The organism is Paenibacillus sp. JZ16 (assembly GCF_015326965.1).
Lineage (GTDB): Bacteria > Bacillota > Bacilli > Paenibacillales > Paenibacillaceae > Paenibacillus_AQ.
The window spans coordinates 6047443-6067430 of the sequence record NZ_CP017659.1; the positions used below are offsets into that span (position 1 = coordinate 6047443).

Genomic DNA, 19988 nt, shown 5'->3' on the forward strand with positions numbered 1-19988 from the left:
TCGCATGCAGTATGCAGCTGCTAATCTGCCGTCGCGTGTATGGGAGTTGCAGTCATAGTGAATGAAAAAACGGCCTGCGGGAAGAATCCCGACAGGCCGTTAAAGTTATAAAGGATGTCCTAAGAAGCGTTACCGGTTACGCTGCTTCCGCTTTTCGTAAGTTTATAGGTGATGACCTCGCCGCTCCAGAAATGGAATTTAAGAATCACTTCTCCGTCTTTGACCTCATTAAAAAAGGTAGGCTTGAGCTTGATTTCATCCGTCGAGTAGGATGGGGAGAACGTATATTCAAACTCTTTGAAGGAGGTCCAGTCCTGCGGTCCTGCATTGCCTCCCGTCGCGTATACCGCCTCCATCGTGGCTAGCTGATCTCCGTTGAACGTCGTTGGAATGCTGAACGAATCGGTTGTACCCTGCGTGTTGCGAAGCTCGGGCTTATCATGGAAGATGACCCTGAAATTCCAGTCCGCACCGCGGTTGAATTTGGCCGTCAATACAGCATTCACGCCGAATTGGCCGGATGAAGTCAGTCTGGACAGCAGGCTGGACGTAAACGTGATCGCATTCCCATTAAGCGTATAATCCTGCCCGGCAACTAGCAGTTGTCCGTTTGTGCGGACTTCGGTTAACGTGTGGCCGTTTAAGTTCAAAGGTATGCTCTTATTCTGGATGGCCGCTCCTTTTTTTACGAAGACCAGATCGGTGTCAGCCGTGGAAGAACGACCGCTCCAACCCGCCTTCATGATGTTGTACAGCTCCGGATCGGACCAGGTAAAAGCGGTTCGCTTAAAGTGCTGGCCATTGTCCCATAGCATATGGGTAATGTTCTTCTCTTTGAGATAATAGGTTAGATACTCGAAGAACTTCAGTTTCTCCCCCTGCTCAATAACTCCTGTGCTCTGGTCGAAGCCAAGCAGTCCATATTCACCCAGGATGACGGGAATCCCTCTGGCGATAAAGGTGTTATACACATTGTTGAATGTTTGATCGATATCGTTCCGGGTATCCGTCTCAAAACGGGTATAACCCGCGATGTTCACACTGAACGGCCAAAATCCATAATAATGGACCGTCGCAATCAGATTGGAGTCATTCAGCTTCGTCATGGTGTTATATAGTTCGCTCATTCTCTCCTGGGTTGGAGAGGCCTCCAGGGTAGATAGCACAAGCGGCCGGGTTGCGTTGCGTGCTCCAGAGCCGCGGACGATCTGATGGAATGACGTTTGAAGTTCATCCAGCATCTGAAATGCTTTCGTTTCGTCGGTGGTCCCTCCATCCGAGAAACGAGGTTCATTGACGCTTTCAAACATCAGTTTGTTGGAATGGTTCCGGAAGCGATGGGCAACTTGAGTCCACACGGCGTTGTACTTGGCAACGACCTCATTGCGATTGTTCTCCATATGGCTGATCCATAGCCAAGAATCGTGATGGACATTGATCATGACATACAGATCGGCTTTAAGCGCCCAATCGACAACCTCCTGTACCCGGTCCATGTAAGCAGTGTCGATAGTATAGTTCGGCCCGCTGCCGATATGGTTGTTCCAGGTTACCGGAATGCGGATACTCTTATATCCCTGTGCCGCGATTTGGTTGATCAAGGCTTTGGTGATGCGCGGATTTCCCCATGCTGTTTCGTCAGCCCCCACGGCATCCAGCGAATTGCCAAGGTTCCAGCCGGGCTGCATATCGTTGACGTAGGCTTGGGGATTTTTCTTTGGAGATCTTGAATGTTCGTTTTTCGCAGCGGATGCGAAAGATGGGAATAGTGAAAGGACTAGAACAGCGATAAGTGCTAAGGAACATAGGGATTTCTTATTCAGGTTTATCATTAGCATCTCCTTTTGTAATGAAGTTGTAAATCGGTGTTTTTAAATAGAGTGACTTCGTGTGAGGTATCTGTCGGGTGTTGAGGTTCTAGTTGTCACGAAAGGATTTAGAGCAGACATTCACCTCCAAGTGTATTTTGAAAGCGCTTTCTAGTTTATAAATTATCATATTTTCCCATTTGGAAGTACCCGGATAATTCCTCATAAAATCATGTGAAAATTAGTTATAAGATGCAGGTAGTTTTGGAGAGGGCTTGATGGGTGGAAAGGGATAAAAAAAGCTGACCCTCATGGTCAAGTTTGACATGAGGGTCAGCTCTTTTGGGACTGAAGCGTTTGGAAGTTTGATGGGAAACTTCTATACCGCTAACCGAATTTTTACGGAGTTGCTGTAGCTGTCGGCAATTTCAAGGTATTAGATGGTTTAGAGAGCAGAGTAGCTGTCTGCACATTTATTTGATCTTTTAGCTTTGAAAAAACATAGACGGCGTACTCCGTATCAGTCTTAATAGTCTGGTTTAATGCATCTACCGTTGGGATATCGATTAGTTTTGAAATATTAACGCCACTTGGTTTAATTGCAACATTTGTTTCCTCTTTGGCAACGGCTGCTGTTGCTTTTTGAAGATTGAAATCTTTGATATCTGTTTTTGCCACAAACAACAGCCGATAACTATCCATGCTTGCCTCATTGATCGCTTTCGTGAATTCAACTTGAAGCTTCCCGTCCTTATTCAAACTGGCTTTAACGGCCGAAGCTTGGAATGGGGCGGGTATGGTGAAGTTCTCAGATGCTGGAGATAAGGCGTTCGATTTTTGCGTTTTTCCATCCGCAACGACTAGAATGTAAGCTTTATACTCCTTACCCTCCGAAATGGCAACATCGTTCACGTCGTTCGAGTTGGTTAATTTTTGCTCTATTTCGCCTGCTTTAGGCTTAACTACAGTGTATTGATTGCTAGCCTTTATTGCTTCAGCCTTTTCTAAGTTCAAGTCTTTATCTGAAGAAACAACTAGGATTCGATATTCCGTAATCCCTTTAGTTGTTCCCGTGAACTTGACAGTGACATCACTGGCAGTACCATTACTACTTCCACTTGCAATTTCTGCTTTCACAGTGGAGGGAACCTCCAGAGCTGTTTGGTTTTCCAATGGTACTAAATTGGAAGCTTCTGAGAGCGTGTTTCTAATATTCTTACTGTTGCTGACTGATAGAACATACACACGGTATTTTTGTTGGTTAGCAATCTCGTTTCCGAATGCGTCTCGGGTGCCTTCTACGAGATTGCCATTATGGTTAGTGCCGGGAAAGACGGTAACATAGCTTTCTGCTGGGAGTCCATTAGCAACATCTAGATTGAATTTGTTCAAATCGGATCCATTTACAACGATGATTCGGTATTCACTAATATTTTGTTCGTTTGCAGCTTTAGTGAAGGATACTTTCAGGTCACTAGCGTTACCTTTATCACCATCATCAATCACTCGAACATTAATTGCTGCTCCTACCTGACTTACTCCCTGCAGTTTGATTTCGCCTGATGGAGCGGATAGAGCATCGCTGTATCTGGAGGAATTGTTGCTTACCGATAAGACATACACGCGATAGCCTTGATCATTCCGAATCAGCTCACCGTCTGTGTCTTGGGCATTAGCTCCTAAATTTTGACTGTAACTGTTCGCTTTTGACACTTTAGTGTGATAACTGTTTGATTGTGCTTGGGATAATGACAGATCCTTGGATGATTTGACTACAAAAATGCGATAATGATCGATATTGTTCTCTCCATTAGCAGGGGAGAAAGTTACTTTCAGATCGCTTCCGTTGCCTTCATTGCCCTCATCCGCTGCCGTAATATTCGCAGCCTTACCAACTTCCGTCAAGCCTTGTATCGTTACGTCACGAGAAACCGATGAAAGTGCTCTGCCGTAATTCGAGTAGCCTACCGACAAGACATACACACGGTAGCTTGAACCTCTTTGAATGAGATCCCCGTCGGAATCCTTCGTCGTGCTAGTCAAATCCCGAGTGATGGTTCCGCCGGTTTTGTAAACTGTGGTGAAATAATTGTTGTCATAAGCTTGCGACACGTTCAGGCTTTGGTTTGACTTCACAACGAGAATCCGGTAATGATCGATGTAGCTTTCGCCATAAGCGGGACTGAAGGCGACTCTCAGATCGCTTCCGTTACCATTATTGCCGATAATGGACAAGGTTGGCGTGGAAACAGGGTTTACATTGCCCTGATTGTTGTTTCCAAGCGTAATCGATGAGTAATTGGATAGTGCATTGTTATTTGAATAACCTACGGACAGGACATATACGCGATAGCTGATACCATTGCGAATGAGCTCTCCATCGATATCACGGCTGTTGGAATTCAGGGTTTGAGTAATGTAGTTGCTGCTGTTGTTCTTATTGATTTGAGTGTAATAATAGCTGTTGTTTAAGTTATTGGCTCTATACAGATCGAAATAGCTATCGGATGATTTTACAACGAATACCTGGTAATAGTTGATGTTCGAACGATCGGACGGCTGGGTGAATGATACCTGCAGGTCGCGTCCGTCATTGTAGTTGTTCACGTCGGTGACAGACAGGCTGGTAACCGCGCCCACATTGGAGCTGGAACTCAAGATGATGGAGTTAGATGGCGCAGACAGCACGTTATTATTGGAGTTATTATTGTTCACGGCCATGACGAATACGCGATAGTACACGCCGCTGCGAATCGTTGCTCCGTCTACGTCTCTAGCCCCCGATGCCAGCGTCAAGTTGTTGATGTTATTCCCGGTTTTGTTGACTTGGGTGTAGTTGTAGCTGGATACACCATTGGCTTTGCTTAAGTTGAAGCTGTTGTAATTGCTGTCCTTTACGACAAACACGCGATAAGAGTGAATGTTGGATTCGTTGGATACCTTGTTGAAGCTTACGCGAAGATCGCGGCCATCACCATAATCGCTGATATCCGTCACCTGCGTAATGGATGGAACCGTTGCATTGCCTGTGCTGAGGGTGATGGAAGACGAACCTGAGGACAGGTTGCTTGCAAGCACGTTCTCATTGCTGCTCACAGACTGGACGAACACGGTGTAAGCGACTCCGCTGCGGATAAGCTCCCCTGACGTATCACGAGCGGAAGAACTCAGCGTCGTGGACAGCGTTGTATTCGTCGTGCTGGTTTTACTTACCGTCGTGTAATTTTGGCTTTGAACGGATTTGGCAGCCGCCAGATTAAACTTGGCAGCATCCTTCGTTTTTACCGCAAACACGCGATAGTTGGTTACATTGCTCTCATTCTGGGCCCGCGTGAAGCTGACCTGCAGATCACGGCCATCGCCATAGTCGCTCACATCGCTTGCTTTCACGTTGGTTGCCCCGTTTACTGAATTGGTGTTGGTCAGCGTCAACGACGGCGAAGCCGAGGAAAGGGCATATGTGCCGCCTGTTTTGCTGACTGCCAATACGTAGGCTTTATAAGCCTGGTTATCGCGGATAAGATCATTATCCACATCCCTTGAGCCCGACGTGAGGGTCAGCGTCGGATCCGAGCCGGATGGGTACACCGTTGTGTAAGCTGCCGAGGACACGCGCTGTGCCTCAGATTGGTTTAACGTCTTGGACTGCTTTACAATCATCACCCGATAATGCGAAATTAAAGACTCGGTGGATGATTTGGAGAAGCTCACCTGCAGATCGCGGCCGTCGCCGGTATTACCAATGTCCCGAAGAGTCACATAATTCACAGGCACGATACCGGTATTATTTCCGCCGCCTGAATTGTTCGTTGTTTTGACGGTGACCGTTTTCGTTTTGGAATTCCAGCCGATTTTTTGGCCGAGGGCTTCACTTACGAAGCGTACCGGCACCATGGTGTTGCCTTTTAAGTTTTTCGCCGGAACATCCAGCGCTACCGTCTTGTTATTGATGGTGGCCGTCTTGGAGTTGATTTTTAGAATGACGGTTGTGCCATCCTTGGTCGCTGTGACGGTTTTCGTTTTTTGATTCCATTTGACCGATGCATCCAAGGCTTCGAAGATGGATCTCATCGGAAGCATGACGCGTCCTTGGATCATGACAGGCGCTTGAGGCGTATACAGCTTGACGCCGTCAATCAAGACGCTGATGTTCACTGCCGCCTGTACTTGCGATTGGAATGTCATGGGGATTAACAGTATAGCTGCTAGCAAGGCAGTCCATATTCTTTTCACACACTCAACCTCCTGAAATTTAGCTTTGTTATTATTTTCCTCTACAATATGACGCATTGGCCTAGAATAAAGTTTCAACTATAACATCGGCAATCCGAAAATATTTTTTAGTACCTGGTCATAAAAAAGAAAGAAACAGCGTGTTTCTGCCGTTTCTTCCCTGCTGATGTTGATCAATATTGTTTAATTGTATCGGTGCCGCCCAGGATCGACCGAGTCACTGCATCGTATATATTCGGCGGGTACTCGGCGATGCGGTGGCACAGGTACAGGAACCATTCCTCACCGTAAGTCAGATAAATCCGAATAGGGAAGCCGTCATCTTTCATTTGTCTGGACAGGTCCGGACGTATGCCATACAGCATTTCAAGCTCGACGGCTGAGTCGCGATACATTTCGTTGCTGGTGATATGCCGCAGGATCCTTTCATCATGGGTGGCGACCGATACGGGCCTGCCTGCTTGAATGCATAAATCCACCATTTGTACATATCTCGAAGTCAGCATCTCGGAACGGGGAATATAGTGCCCCTCTTGTTCCTGATAAGCACCTTTCACAATACGGATCGTGCCGGAGCCGTCGGCAAGAATTCTTTCGAGATCTTCCAAGTTTCGCGGGAGCTGCGCTTGCAAAGTAATACCGACATTCGTGAATTGGGCCGAAGCTTTTCTGTACAGTTTAAGGATGGCATCCGTTTTGGCGGATTCCTCCATGCTGATGACCAGCTCCAATCCAGCTTCCTCGGCTTGGCCAGCCAGTCCGAGAAGATGCCGGTATGCCAAATCCTCGCCTACCGATAATCCGATATGGGACAGGTCGAGTGAAATGCGGGTTCCTGTCCTCTGTTCCGCACAAGCTTCAATTAACTTAGTAAACTCCAGGAAAGCGTGCGTGCATTCCGCTTCAGTCAGCGTATTCTCCCCGATATACTCCAGCGAAGTGCGATAACCTTTGGCGTCCAGAGCATCCCGACATGACAAACCTTGTTCCAGCACATCGCCCGTGACAAAACGCTCTGCTGCACGCAGCAGGATCGGATACCATTCGGCGGATTGCTGGACGTACTGTTTAAGTTGCAGGTTACGGGCGACTGACTTCAAAGCGTCGGCAAAAGCCAGTTCCGTTAATGAATCGTTCAAGTTAAACACCTCGTTTGATTAAGATCTCCTGTGATTCTATCAACGTATAGGCGAGAGGGTCTTGTATAAAATTGCGGTTTGTTTAAGATGTCGCTGCTTTTGCATACCGAAGTGGCGTTGTCCCTACGCAACCGGCAAAAGCTCTCGTGAAATGGCTCTGATCGTAAAACCCGGTCTCCGCAGCAACATCGGCTATGGTTTTTCCTTGCAGTAGCTGTTCTTTCGCATAATTGATGCGCAGTAAATTCTGATAAGCGTGGGGAGCAAGATGATAGGATTCTGCAAACATCCGAATCAGGTGGAATTTGCTGACTCCGGAGATGCCTTGCAGAATATCAAGTGTAATGCGATCTTTGTAATGATGATCCAGATACTGCTTCACTCGCAGAATAGCCGGGGATTGATGAGCGCTGCCGCTAGACGCCATAGCGGCTTCCTCTTGAAGGAGACCCGTCTCCCGCATTAATGTCATAAGCACGGACTCCACTTCGAGGGGAGTGGCATTTTGCTGAAACAGGGTCCTGCAGGAACGGATCAGATAACGGGATCGTTCGTTTTGATATTTCGGATGCAGGATGGGCATATGGGGTTGATGGTATTTGGAATCATAGTCCGAAGAGGTTTGACCGAGCCACCGGGGATGGACAAAAATCATCGTGTACTTCCAGTTTGCAGGATTCTCGGGATGACAGGCATGAGGGAGCAGCGGCGGAAAATGCACAATATGCCCCTGGGCAGCCTCAAACCGTTTCCCGGCCGACCATACGCGGGTGGCTCCCTTTTCAATGAGGCCAATGGAAATTTCTTCGTGAAAATGCTTCTTATAAGAAAGATTGTCTATAGTATCGCATTCTTTAATTTCAAGAAACGGCAGGTCAGGATCACGCAAAAAAATGATATCGGGCATTACCGTCAGTCCTTCCTTCAAACATCAATAGATTCATTATAAGGAAGGCGTTATGTTTGTTCAAAGATTGCGTCCGTATTTGTATATAACTTTACAGAAATATAACTATAAAGTAATATAATAAACATGTTGAACGATAACCTTTTTGAAGTATTGGCAGAACCGAACCGCAGGACGATATTGGACTATCTGCGCGTGAAAGAGTGCACGGTAGGCGAGATTGTAGATCTCATGCAGCTCAGCCAACCAGGCGTGTCCAAGCATTTGCGCATTTTGCGGGAAGCCGGTCTTGTCTCGCTGCGGAAAGAGGCACAAAGGCATGTGTACAGTCTGAATGCCAAGCCCCTGGAGGAAATCCACCACTGGCTGGAGCCTTACCGTCAGTTCTGGACGAATAAGCTGAATGATCTGGAGAGGCTGCTGGATGAGGATGAATCTCCTTAAACATCCTGATGTAGTTTGATTGGAAGATCCATTTTTGAATAAAAACATTCCTGAGGAGGATGAAAAATGCTGGCAGTAGTACAGCAAGACGAGTTCGGAACGACTGTCCGATTTGAACGCCGCCTGAAGCATTCGGTTGAGAAGGTGTGGTCCTATCTGACGGATAATGACAAGCTCACACAGTGGTTTTCGGAGCTGAAGGTGGAAGATTTGCGTCAAGGCGGAAGAATTACATTTGACATGCAGGATGGAACGTTCGAAGAATTTGAAATTACGGACTATCGGGAGTTTTCGGTACTGGAGTATACGTGGGGAGAGGACCGTGTGCGTTTTGAGCTGCATCCAGAGTCCGAAGGCTGTCGTCTGGTATTGATCGAGACGATAACGAAAATTACGGATCATACACCGAAGGATATTGCCGGTTGGGACGTATGTCTGGACGTCATTGAAGCACTGCTGGAGGGCAGGACGCTTAAATCGCGCAAAGACGCCTGGTCCGAAAAATACGAGCAATACGTTCAAGTATTTAAACAATTGCCGCGTGCATAACAATCTGCTCCGACCCAGCATGTAAACATCCGGGTCGGAGCTTTTTTGTTGGAAGATGGATGAATTGCATCTATAATCGGGTTAGGGATATATTCCCATATGGAAACCGCTTGGGTGGAGGGGTTAAAATGCCGGATTACACGGTACACATCTTGCAGCTTAGAGAAGATAACTATCATAACGGGCTTAAGCTGGGTCGCAGTCTGCGAAATCAACCGATATTAAAAGCGTTCGAAGCGGTCACCAAGCCGGAGATCGACACGGAACAACTGAAGAGCATTTATAACGAATTTGCCCCGCAGCTGTTGTCGGAGCTTGAAGGGCTGGCGGAAGGCTTGGAAATGCCGTTTTCCAAAGCCGCGGCGATTCTCGGCGGATATGACGTCCCGAAAGTCGCGGCCATGGGATGCTCGGCGATGATCACGGCTACGTATTACGTAAGAAATTACGATTTTACGCCTGCGTTTTACGATGGTTATTTTACAGTGGCTCAAGCCGATCAAGGCTTAGCGAGTGCAGGCTATAATTTGCAGGCAATAGGCAGGCATGACGGGGTGAATGAGCAAGGGCTTGCCGCCGGGCTTCATTTTGTCAGCTTTGACGGATACCAGGCGGGTGTGTCGCCTTGGGTCGGCGTTCGGATGATTTTGGAGTCATGCAGTACTGTAGAAGAAGCGTCTTATATGCTGCGCCATATTCCCCATGCGGCGTGTTATAACTTTTCAATAGGGGATGCACGAGGGAACATTGCCGTTGTGGAAGCAAGTCCGGATCAAGTGATTACCCGTGCGGGTGAGGCGGCGGTGATCGCCTGCGTTAACCATTATGAGGCTTTGACGGGCAAAAACAGGCCATCCATCGAGCATTCCCTTCGGCGTAAACGTTATATCGATAGCTTGGATGCTGAACAGTTAACCCAAACCGAGGTTTTCGGTTTGTTTAAGGACCGAAAGTCCCCGTTATTTTTTACGGATTACGACGATTTGTTCGGAACGCTGCATACCTTTTCGTACGCCTTCGAAGAAGGAAGGGTCATGACATCGCTTGCTCAGGGGCGCGTGCTTGATTTTTCGTTCAGGGATTGGGTCGAAGGCAAGGATCTTCAGGAGGCAACACTGACTGGGCATATCGATTGACAATAAATCTATCAGAGAAGCGCTTCTTCCTAGGCGAAGAAGCGTTTTTTTGTGCTGCTAGGGCTATTTCGAATTTGGAACATTCTGTGACATTGCCACCCGCGGGGGTGGCTGCGTTTTCTTTGGCCGATTTGTTTGTGCTACACTGATTTTAAAGGATCATTTCATTGAATGAACGTCAGAAAACAAGGAGTCTAACAACGGTAAAGACACAAACAAGAGGTTTAGCACAGTCACGACAGATGCCGAAGTTCGTATCCAATCACGGTGAACGGCGCTCTGGCTTAAGCACCGGATAAGTCCTCTTTTGGGTTACATTAGTTTACATAACGATTTTAGCCGATATTGCAACCATGAGTTGGGAGTGGGGTACACATGGCTTTTGTGAGCATGAAGGATGAATATAAGCGCTACCGAATGGGAGAGACCACGATTGTAGCCAATGATGGAATCAACCTGGAGATTGAAAAAGGCGAGTTTGCGATCATTGTCGGTCCCAGCGGTGCAGGCAAATCCACGGTGCTGAATATATTGGGCGGCATGGATACGGCGGATGAGGGACAAGTACTCGTGGATGGAACGGATATTTCAAGGTTTAACAGCAAGGAGTTGACCGGCTATCGGCGAAATGACGTCGGATTTGTGTTTCAATTTTATAACCTGGTTCCCAATCTGACGACAAAAGAAAATGTGGAGCTGGCTTCGCAGATTTCTCCTCGGGCCCTGGACGCAGAGCAAGTATTGCGGGATGTCGGCCTGGGTAATCGTCTGAACAATTTTCCGGCACAGCTGTCCGGCGGAGAACAGCAGCGGGTAGCGATTGCCAGGGCACTCGCCAAGCAGCCGAAGCTGCTTCTCTGCGATGAACCCACTGGTGCGCTTGATTATCATACGGGGAAGCAGGTGCTTAAGCTGCTCCAAGACACTTGCCGCCATACCGGAACGACGGTTATCGTCATTACGCATAATTCTGCCCTGACGCCGATGGCGGATCGGGTCATCGAGATCAACAATGCCAAGGTCCGAAACATGGTTTTGAATCCGAACCCCGTTTCTGTAGACAACATCGAGTGGTAGGGAGACATATATTATGAAGAAAAGAGCGTTGTGGACTGATATTTTCCGGGAAATAACGCGGACAAAAGCTCGGTTTCTGTCCATTTTTGCCATTATTATGCTCGGCGTCGGTTTTTTTGCGGGGATAAAAGCCACGGGTCCGGATATGCTGGACACAGCGGATCACTACTATAGCGATTTAAAGCTGATGGATCTTAAGGTTCAGTCCACCTTGGGTCTCGAACAAAGCGATATCGAGAAGCTGAAGTTGATTGCCGGAGTGGATGAGGTTCAACCTGGCTATAGTGCAGACGTATTTCTCGGTGACAGCGGGCGGATCGCGAAGGTCCTCTCCTATGACCCAGGAAATAATCTGAATCAATACGTGCTTACAGAAGGTCGAATGCCGGAGGCCGCTGGAGAGATCGTCATCGACGCGGGAGATCGGGGGAACGAATTTAAACTGGGGGATCAGATTACCTTTACCAATCCGGATGAGGAAGTCAATCTCAAGAAAACGTTTGACCACCTCACTTATACGGTCGTGGGAAGGGCGAAGAGTCCGCTGTTCATCAGCAGCATGAGCCGGGGAACGAGCGGCATCGGCAAGGGGACTGCGGATGTGTTCGCCGTTATACCGGAGCAGGACTTTAAACTACCTGTATATACGGAAGCCTACCTGACCTTCCAGGACACCGCTGAATCAGCTCCCTATACGCCTGAGTATGACGAGAAGATCAAACGGCACAAAGAAGCGGTAGAACTGGCACTGAAGACCATGCCCCGGGAGCGGCTGGCAGAGATTCGTGCCGAGGGGCAGAAGAAGCTGAATGAGGCATTGGACAAAATCAAGGATGCCAAGAAGCAGCTGACCGATGCGGAGCAGGAGTTAAAGGGAGCGAAAATCAAGCTGAATGAAGGAGAGCAATCCTACCGCGATGGCGTGAATAAACTTCAAACCGAGCTGGCACAGGGACAAGCCAAGCTGGATGCCACGGCAAGAAAGCTTGCCCAGGGCAGAGCGGAGCTGAAGCGGAATCATCAGCAGTTGGAACAGGGACAGTCCCAGCTTAAGACAGGTCAAAGTCAACTGGATCAACAAAAGTTGGAGCTTGCGCCAAAGCTGGCACAAGGGCAGCAATTGGCGAAGGCGCTGCAGCAAATCTCCGGTTTAGATCCGAAAGACATACCGGAAGAACAGAGGCAAGAGCTGCTTTCAGCGGCTCAGGCAGCAGATCCGAAGCTGGGAGCAGCCACTGCGGGTTACATGGAGGGAGCATTGGATGGAGCTGCTTTGCAAAAGGCTGCTTCTGCGTTCCAGAGCGGTTTAAACGCAGCTTCGCAACAGATGGATCACGCTCAGCAGAAGCTGGATGCAAGCCGGGCACAACTAAAAGAAGGTGAGGCCAAGCTTCGGGAAGCCGAGCGTCAGCTCGTGCAGGGTGAAGCTTCGTTGAAGCAAGGAACGGAGGAGCTTGCTGCTGCTAAGCAGGCAGGGGAAGCCAAACTCGCAGATGCGAAAGCGGAGCTTAGCCAAGGACAGGAGAAATACCAGGAGGGTTTAAAGAAATTTAATGAAGAAAAAGCAAAGGCTGAGCGAGAAATCGCCGATGGCGAGAAGGAAGTGGCGGAGGGACAGAAGGAGCTGGAACAGCTTGAGCTGCCCAAAGTCTACGTCATGGACCGCAGCGTCAATCCGGGCTATACCGAGTACAGCGATAATGCGGACCGCTTATCTTCCATTGCAACGGCATTCCCGGTATTCTTTTTCCTGATCGCCGCCCTCGTCAGCCTGACAACGATGACTCGTATGGTTGAGGAGCAGCGGCTGCAGATTGGGACCTTGAAAGCACTTGGATACAGCAATCGGGATGTGATGAAAAAATTCCTGGTGTATTCGACGCTGGCAAGTGTTGCGGCCTCAGCAGCCGGACTGGGTATCGGCTTCACCTTGTTTCCCGCTATTATCTATGATGCTTACGGCGCTTTATACAACCTGCCGGATGTGAGAACGCGATTTTATCTCAGCTACAGCATCATCTCGATCATCGTGGCCGTGCTCTGTACGACCATGACCGCTTATGTGGCGACGCGGGTGGAACTTCGAAGCAACGCTTCGGTCCTGATGCGCCCCAGAGCCCCAAAGAACGGATCCCGCATATGGCTGGAGCGAGTTCCTTGGGTGTGGAACCGGCTCGGCTTTATTGGAAAAGTCACCGCCCGTAATTTGTTCCGCTACAAGCAGCGGATGTTTATGACCGTTTGCGGCGTTGCCGGCTGCACGGCCCTGATACTGACCGGTTTCGGTCTCAAGGATTCCATCGGGGATATCGCGCCGCTGCAATACGGAAAGATTATGCAGCATCAGGCGACCGTTGTATTCCAAGACGATAACGGCGATAACGGCATGCTGGAGGATTATAACAAGCGCATTGCGGAAACGCCGGAGATTACGGGGATTTTAAATGTGACGCAAGAGGCGATGACTGCGGCCGCCCCCGGGGTGAATACTCAGGATGTGAGTTTGTTCGTGCCGCAATCGCCAGATGAGATCGATTCGTTTATCATCCTGAAATCCCGTGGGCAGGAGCAGACGCTGTCCCTGACGGATGACGGTGCGATCATTACCGAGAAGCTCGCCAAACTGTTTGATCTCAAGATTGGCAGTACCTTCACCGTACAGAACAGCGACAACGATCCCTTTGAAATACGTGTAGCCGGGATAACGGAGAACTATGCCATGCACTACGTCTATATGACGCCGCTGTATTACGAAGAGATTTTTGATGCAGGGCCGGAAGTGAACAGTCAATTGCTGACGTATGACAACCACGATCACAATCCGGAGTGGGAAGACCAGCTTGGAGAATCGTTAACCGCAAGCCAGCGGGTGGCAATGGTCAGCTTCACGAGCGGGGTAAGCGACGCTTTCAGTGATACGATGGACAGCATGAACGTCGTGGTGGTTGTCCTGATTGTATCTGCTGCGGCACTTGCGTTTGTCGTGCTGTACAATCTGACGAATATTAACGTATCCGAGCGGATACGGGAGCTGTCAACGATCAAGGTGCTTGGCTTCTATGATAAGGAAGTAACCATGTACATCTATCGCGAAAATATGATTCTGACCGCGCTGGGGATTATAGCGGGCAGTCTGGGTGGCGTGTTCCTGCACCGGTTCGTGCTACTAACCGCAGAAGTGGATGCGATGATGTTCAGTCCCGCGATCCATGGAATCAGTTACGGCTATGCGGCACTGCTGACGCTGTTGTTCTCGGCCATTGTGATGGCCTCCATGCATTACAAGCTAAAGCGGATTGATATGATTGAAGCGCTGAAATCGGTGGAATAGCTATATGTTTCAACAAGAGAGCCCTATTCGAGAGGAGACAATCCTGAAGAATAGGCTCTTTTTTTCATCTCCTTTGCAATGCTTCCTACACAAGCCAGGAGTTGCGATTTGGAATGTGAATTACTGTGATTTTTTAATCAGTCGGTAAGTTCTAGGAGAAAATATATTATAATAGACATATCGAGCTCTTGTACGAACTAATATTGCTACTACATGAAGACCAGTGGGTAATTGATGTATGAACATGATAAAGGTCTTCAGCCTCGGAGGAATGCTTATGGGAATGGTTTTCTCGATCTTGAAAAAGTACCGCGTCGCAGCGATTGCGGCACTGGTCATGATGCTGATTGAGCTCACCGTTGAGCTGATTCAGCCGCTGCTCATCTCTAAAATCATTGACGACGGCATACAGAAACAGGATTTGTCCGTTGTCTGGATGTGGGGAGCCGTTTTAACTGGAAGCGCTATTATTGCCTTTATAGCGGGAATATCCAGCTCTTTTTTTGCGGCGCATACGAGTCAGGGACTCGGCTATGATCTGCGTGATCAGCTGTATGAAAAGGTGCAGTCTTTCTCTTATTCGATATTTAACCGGTTTGCTACCTCATCTTTGATTACCAGACTTACAGGGGACGTCACCCAGATTCAGGATACGGTGTTCATGGGCTTGCGGTTTATGACGCGCGTTCCGCTCGTTGTGCTGGGAAGCATCATCATGGCATTGGTGGTGAATGTGAAGCTGGGCTTGCTGCTTGTCCTTACCGTGCCATTATTGTTTATTTTTATCGCTTGGATTATGAAGCGGGCAGCGGATGCGTTCCGCCATGTACAGCAGCGACTGGATGCGGTGAACGGCGTCATTCAGGAGAATCTGACCGGGATTCGGTTGATACGCGTATTCGTAAGGATGGGACACGAAATTGAACGCTTTGCCCGTACCTCTGGCAAGCTGATGAGCACCACGGTCTCGACCTTGCGATTAACGGAGACAACGATGCCGTTTATTCTTCTCATAATGAATGCAGGGATTATGGCGGTCCTGTGGTTCGGCCGCAAAGACATCGCGTCCGGCAGTGCCAGCGTCGGCGAAGTGGTTGCCGTAGTCAATTATTCCCTGCGTTGTATTGGTGCCATGTCCGCCCTGTCCTGGGTTGTCGTTGCCTTCTCCCGGGGACGCGCTTCCGCACAGCGGACGCAAGAGGTGTTAAATACGGAAGAGGATGCAGCAAGCGCGGCCAAGGATAAGAATAAAAAGGTTCAAATTCAAGGCGGCGTGAAGTTCGAGCAAGTGAGTTTTAGCTATCCGGGCAGCGACATCGACGTGCTGACGGATATTTCCTTTGAAGCGAGGCCCGGAGAGCGGATCGCGATTATGGGAGCAACTGGTTCCGGCAAGTCTTCATTAGTACAGCTGATTCCACGGCTTTACGAGGAAGAGAAGGGAACAGTACGCGTAGACGGAATGGACGCCGGATCGATCGATGAGGTAAATCTGCGCAGCAGCATCGGTTATGTGCCGCAGGAAGTGCTGCTCTTCTCCGGTACGGTGCGGGAGAATATTGCCTGGGGACGCGAGGAGGCTTCCATGGAGGAAATTAAAGAAGCGGCGCGCAGAGCGCAAATCCACGATACCATTGAGCGTCTCCCTAACGGTTATGACACGATGCTGGGCCAGCGCGGGGTCAACTTGTCCGGGGGACAGAAGCAGCGCCTGTCCATTGCGCGGGCGCTTGTGCGAAAGCCCGCCATCCTTATTCTGGACGACAGCACCAGCGCCCTTGACGTCCGAACGGAAGGTGCTCTGCTGGATGCCCTGAAGGATTTGTCCTGTACGACGTTTTTGATCACGCAGAAGATCAGCTCGACCACTTCGGCTGATTTGATTCTGCTGCTGGACGATGGGCGTTTGATTGGAAAAGGGAACCACGAAGATTTGATGGAAAGTTCCTCTCTATATCGACGCATCTATGAATCCCAATACGGAGAGGAGGCGCAGCAGCATGCTCAAGGCATTCACTGAACCGTTTCGTCATCCGAGACCGAAGATTGATCTTGGCAAGAATAAGGATGGCGGCCAGGGGGGCAAGCCAAAGGCCAAGGCCAAAAACTGGTCGGGCACCCTCTCCAGAATATGGGCTTATCTCGCCCGCCGCAAAGGCAAGCTCGCACTCGTGCTGCTGATGGTGTTGATCAGCTCGGGCCTTGCATTGCTAGGTCCCTATCTGCTTGGCGTCGGCGTGGATAGATTTCTGGATGATGTGCGTAATCCGGACAGCTCCATCGACGCGGCCTGGTTGTATTTTCTCGTTGGCTTGGCCGCCGTCTATGTTCTTCAGGCTTTAACCACTTGGCTGCACAACGTCTGGATGATCGGAATCGCCCAAGAGACGGTGTACCGGATGCGGATGGATCTGTTCACGCATCTGCACCGGCTTCCGATCCCGTTCTACGGCAAACGCCAGCAGGGTGAGATCATGAGCCGCCTAACGAATGATATCGAGAACGTGAGCTCAACGCTCAACAGCTCAGCGATTCAAATTTTCTCGAGCGTGTTGACCTTAATCGGCACATTAACCGTCATGTTATGGCTTAGTCCGCTCCTTACGCTGCTGACATTCCTGGTCGTGCCTCTGATGATGATGGGGATGCGCTGGATTACCCGGCGGACCGGTCCCTTGTTTAAGGAGCGTCAACGCAACCTGGGGGATCTGAACGGGTATATTGAAGAAACGCTGTCGGGGCAGCGGATTATTAAGGCTTTTTCCCAGGAAGAACGGGTTGTCCGCGAATTCGATGAGCGCAATCAACGGATTCGTCTGTCGGGCTTCTGGGCGCAGAGCATATCAGGCTTCATTCCGAAGCTGATGAACGGGCTCAACAACTTGAGCTTTGCGATCGTAGCAGGCATCGGCGGCATCATGGCGATTCAGGGGCATATTACGATCGGCGTCATCATTATATTTGAGAGTTATGCAAGGCAGTTTACGAGACCGCTGAACGATCTCGCAAACCAATGGAATACGCTGCTGTCTGCCATTGCGGGGGCGGAACGCGTATTCGAGGTGCTGGATGAAGAGGTTGAAGCGAAGGACGAAGGAGCTGCTGTCACGCTGAAGAGCGTGGAGGGCGCGGTGAAGTTCGACAACGTCTCGTTTTCTTATGAGAAAGACGGAGACACACTGGAAGGAATCAGCTTTGAAGCAAAACCCGGCGAGATGATTGCGCTGGTCGGTCCGACCGGTGCGGGGAAAACGACGTTAATTCAGCTGCTCTCCCGGTTTTACGATCCGGACAGTGGAAGGATTACCCTCGACGGGCGGGATATTTCTTCGATCCGCAGGGAGAGTCTGCGCTCGCAGATGGCTTTTGTGCTGCAGGATTCCTTCCTCTTCCAGGGCACGATCCGTGAGAACATCCGCTTCGGACGGCTGGATGCCAGCGATGAGGAAGTGGAAGAAGCCGCGAAATTGGCCAATGCCCACTCGTTTATCGTGCGGATGAAGGATGGTTATGACAAGAAACTCAAGCCTGACGGCAGCGGCATCAGTCAAGGACAGAAGCAGCTGCTTGCCATCGCGAGGGCGATTCTGGCCAACCCTTCCATGCTGGTGCTGGATGAAGCGACAAGCAGCATCGATACCGTAACGGAAATCAAAATCCAGGAAGGATTGCAGCGATTGATGAAAGGGCGGACGAGCTTTGTCATTGCCCACCGTTTAAACACGATCCGCTCGGCGGACCGCATCCTGGTGCTCAAGGATGGACGCTTATTAGAGCAGGGCTCCCATGATGAGCTGCTGAAGCAGGGAGGATTCTACAGCGACCTGTATTACGGCCAGCTGAAACGGGCGGCTATGTAAAATAGAATTAAAACCACCGGAGAGGCTTAAAGAAGCCGATTACTCCGGTGGTTTTTCCTTTTAAGCTTGGTAAATATCTCTTGTCCTCGTCTTATTTAGAGCTCGTAGTTTGAAGCTGCAGTTTACGCTGCCCCGCGGCTTTACCAAATTGCAGCATGAATAGCAGAAGAACTCCAGCTTGCAAGGCAACCAGGACGATATAGATGTTGCTGTAGGTGGAGGCGCCCTGGAACAGGTTCAGCGGATTCCAGGAGCTGCCGGCGCCAAGATCGACGGCTTTGCCGTACACCCCCGTGGCGATCGCGCCGGACAGGAAGTTAAGCAGCGAGAACAATCCCATCCCGACACCGGCTTGCTCTTTGGGCAGCGACAATGAGATGGTCTTGGAGAGCGAGATTTGCATAAATATTTGACCTACATTGCCAAAGACCAGAATCAGCGCAATGAGGTATGGCGATACGCCCGCGAAGGTGGACAACAGGGCGAAACAGAGCAGAAGCAGGGTGGACGCTGTATAGAACAGATAACGCGTTCCCTTGGTGTCCGCGAGCTTGCCGCCTCTTCCGCCGAGTATGGCCGCAGCGACGGCTCCCGGCACCATAACAAATCCGATCCATCCCGGAGCCAAACCGTTAATATCCGCCAGCAGCTGCGGAGTAAGAAAAGGCAGGGCGTAACCGACACTCATGATGAATATGCCGAGGACCAGACCCACCGAATAGCTTTTGTTGCTGAATAAACGGGGCTGGACAAAAGGCTCTTTAGCCGATCGAATGCGCAGGAGGAACAACAGGAACAGCATGAAGCTGCCTACGCCGAATATCCATCCACTCTGCGTCACCGCAAGGAGCAGCAGCGCAACCGTTCCGGCGAGAAGACCGCCGCCGAGCCAATCGATTCGTCCACCCTGACCTTGTTCATTGCCCAAATATTTGCGGTACAGCGGCAAGGTAACAAGGATCAACAGCGGGATGCAGAAGAGCCATCTCCAGTGGAACACGCTGACGATCAGAGCCGAGACAACCGGCCCAATCGCACTTCCGATAGCGAGTCCGGTGGCGGTTATGCCGAGCGCGCGGCCCCGGCTTTCCGCAGGGAAATAGCGAACGGGAATGATCATGGCGGTTGCCGGAATGACGGCTGCCCCCGCAGCCTGGAGGATCCGCCCCAGCAGCACCATCCAGTAGGCTTGTGCCGCCAAACCTACAATAGAACCGACTAGGAAGAGAAGCAAACCGAAAGTGAGCAGATTTTTGAGTTTATAGGTGTCGGCCAATTTTCCATATAGGACAGAGCCTATGGCATAAATCAGCATGTAAATCGACGATACCCAGCTGACCTGGGCAAAGGAAAGCTGGAATTGCTTGCTGATTTCCGGAAGCACGATATTAAACATCGTTGCGCTCATTGATGAGAGAATCATCGTAAAGGCCAGAATGCGTATTAATTTTTCAGCAGATGGTGGTTGTTGCTGATGTTCGTTCATGTGATTTCCCCCTTTCCT

At 49.8% G+C, this 19988-nt stretch carries 12 protein-coding genes; 7 read left to right on the forward strand and 5 right to left on the reverse strand.

Annotated elements, in window-relative coordinates:
• Positions 1–119 precede the first annotated feature (119 nt).
• The 4 genes from BJP58_RS26985 to BJP58_RS27000 all read right to left on the reverse strand — a co-directional run bounded on the left by BJP58_RS26985 (position 120) and on the right by BJP58_RS27000 (position 8069).
• On the reverse strand, positions 120–1832 hold the full coding sequence (locus BJP58_RS26985; RefSeq protein WP_194541344.1) for a cellulase family glycosylhydrolase: 1713 nt from the start codon (positions 1830–1832) through the stop codon (positions 120–122).
• Between the two features lie 375 nt (positions 1833–2207).
• Positions 2208–6041 (reverse strand): copper amine oxidase N-terminal domain-containing protein, encoded by a 3834-nt coding sequence (locus BJP58_RS26990; protein ID WP_194541345.1) that lies wholly within the window; start codon positions 6039–6041, stop codon positions 2208–2210.
• Positions 6042–6214: 173 nt separating this feature from the next.
• Complete coding sequence (locus BJP58_RS26995; protein WP_194541346.1) at positions 6215–7180, reverse strand: proline dehydrogenase family protein; 966 nt, start codon at positions 7178–7180, stop codon at positions 6215–6217.
• An 82-nt stretch (positions 7181–7262) separates the two neighbouring features.
• Positions 7263–8069 (reverse strand): AraC family transcriptional regulator, encoded by an 807-nt coding sequence (locus BJP58_RS27000; protein ID WP_233354780.1) that lies wholly within the window; start codon positions 8067–8069, stop codon positions 7263–7265.
• 144 nt (positions 8070–8213) lie between these two features.
• Here BJP58_RS27000 and BJP58_RS27005 point away from each other — a divergent pair, with 144 nt between their 5' ends.
• From BJP58_RS27005 to BJP58_RS27035, 7 genes are all read left to right on the forward strand, one after another.
• The gene (locus tag BJP58_RS27005) at positions 8214–8531 is read left to right on the forward strand and encodes an ArsR/SmtB family transcription factor (RefSeq protein WP_194541348.1); all 318 of its coding nucleotides are present in this window, start codon (positions 8214–8216) and stop codon (positions 8529–8531) included.
• A 66-nt stretch (positions 8532–8597) separates the two neighbouring features.
• Positions 8598–9080 carry an SRPBCC family protein gene (locus BJP58_RS27010; RefSeq protein ID WP_194541349.1) on the forward strand — a complete coding sequence of 161 codons (483 nt, stop codon included), beginning with the start codon at positions 8598–8600 and terminating at the stop codon, positions 9078–9080.
• A 128-nt stretch (positions 9081–9208) separates the two neighbouring features.
• Positions 9209–10216 (forward strand): C45 family autoproteolytic acyltransferase/hydrolase, encoded by a 1008-nt coding sequence (locus BJP58_RS27015; RefSeq protein ID WP_194541350.1) that lies wholly within the window; start codon positions 9209–9211, stop codon positions 10214–10216.
• A gap of 375 nt (positions 10217–10591) precedes the next feature.
• Complete coding sequence (locus BJP58_RS27020) at positions 10592–11293, forward strand: ABC transporter ATP-binding protein (RefSeq protein ID WP_194541351.1); 702 nt, start codon at positions 10592–10594, stop codon at positions 11291–11293.
• Positions 11294–11306: 13 nt separating this feature from the next.
• Positions 11307–14624: an ABC transporter permease gene (locus tag BJP58_RS27025; RefSeq protein WP_233354781.1), complete on the forward strand. Its 3318-nt coding sequence runs from the start codon at positions 11307–11309 to the stop codon at positions 14622–14624.
• A gap of 277 nt (positions 14625–14901) precedes the next feature.
• Entirely contained in the window at positions 14902–16644 is a 1743-nt protein-coding gene (locus BJP58_RS27030) for an ABC transporter ATP-binding protein (protein WP_194541352.1), read from the forward strand.
• Complete coding sequence (locus BJP58_RS27035) at positions 16625–18484, forward strand: ABC transporter ATP-binding protein (RefSeq protein WP_194541353.1); 1860 nt, start codon at positions 16625–16627, stop codon at positions 18482–18484. Before BJP58_RS27030 ends, BJP58_RS27035 begins: the two co-directional genes overlap by 20 nt.
• A 91-nt stretch (positions 18485–18575) precedes the next feature.
• Here the strand turns inward: BJP58_RS27035 and BJP58_RS27040 are convergent, their stop codons facing one another.
• Positions 18576–19970 (reverse strand): MFS transporter, encoded by a 1395-nt coding sequence (locus BJP58_RS27040; RefSeq protein WP_194541354.1) that lies wholly within the window; start codon positions 19968–19970, stop codon positions 18576–18578.
• Positions 19971–19988: the final 18 nt, after the last annotated feature.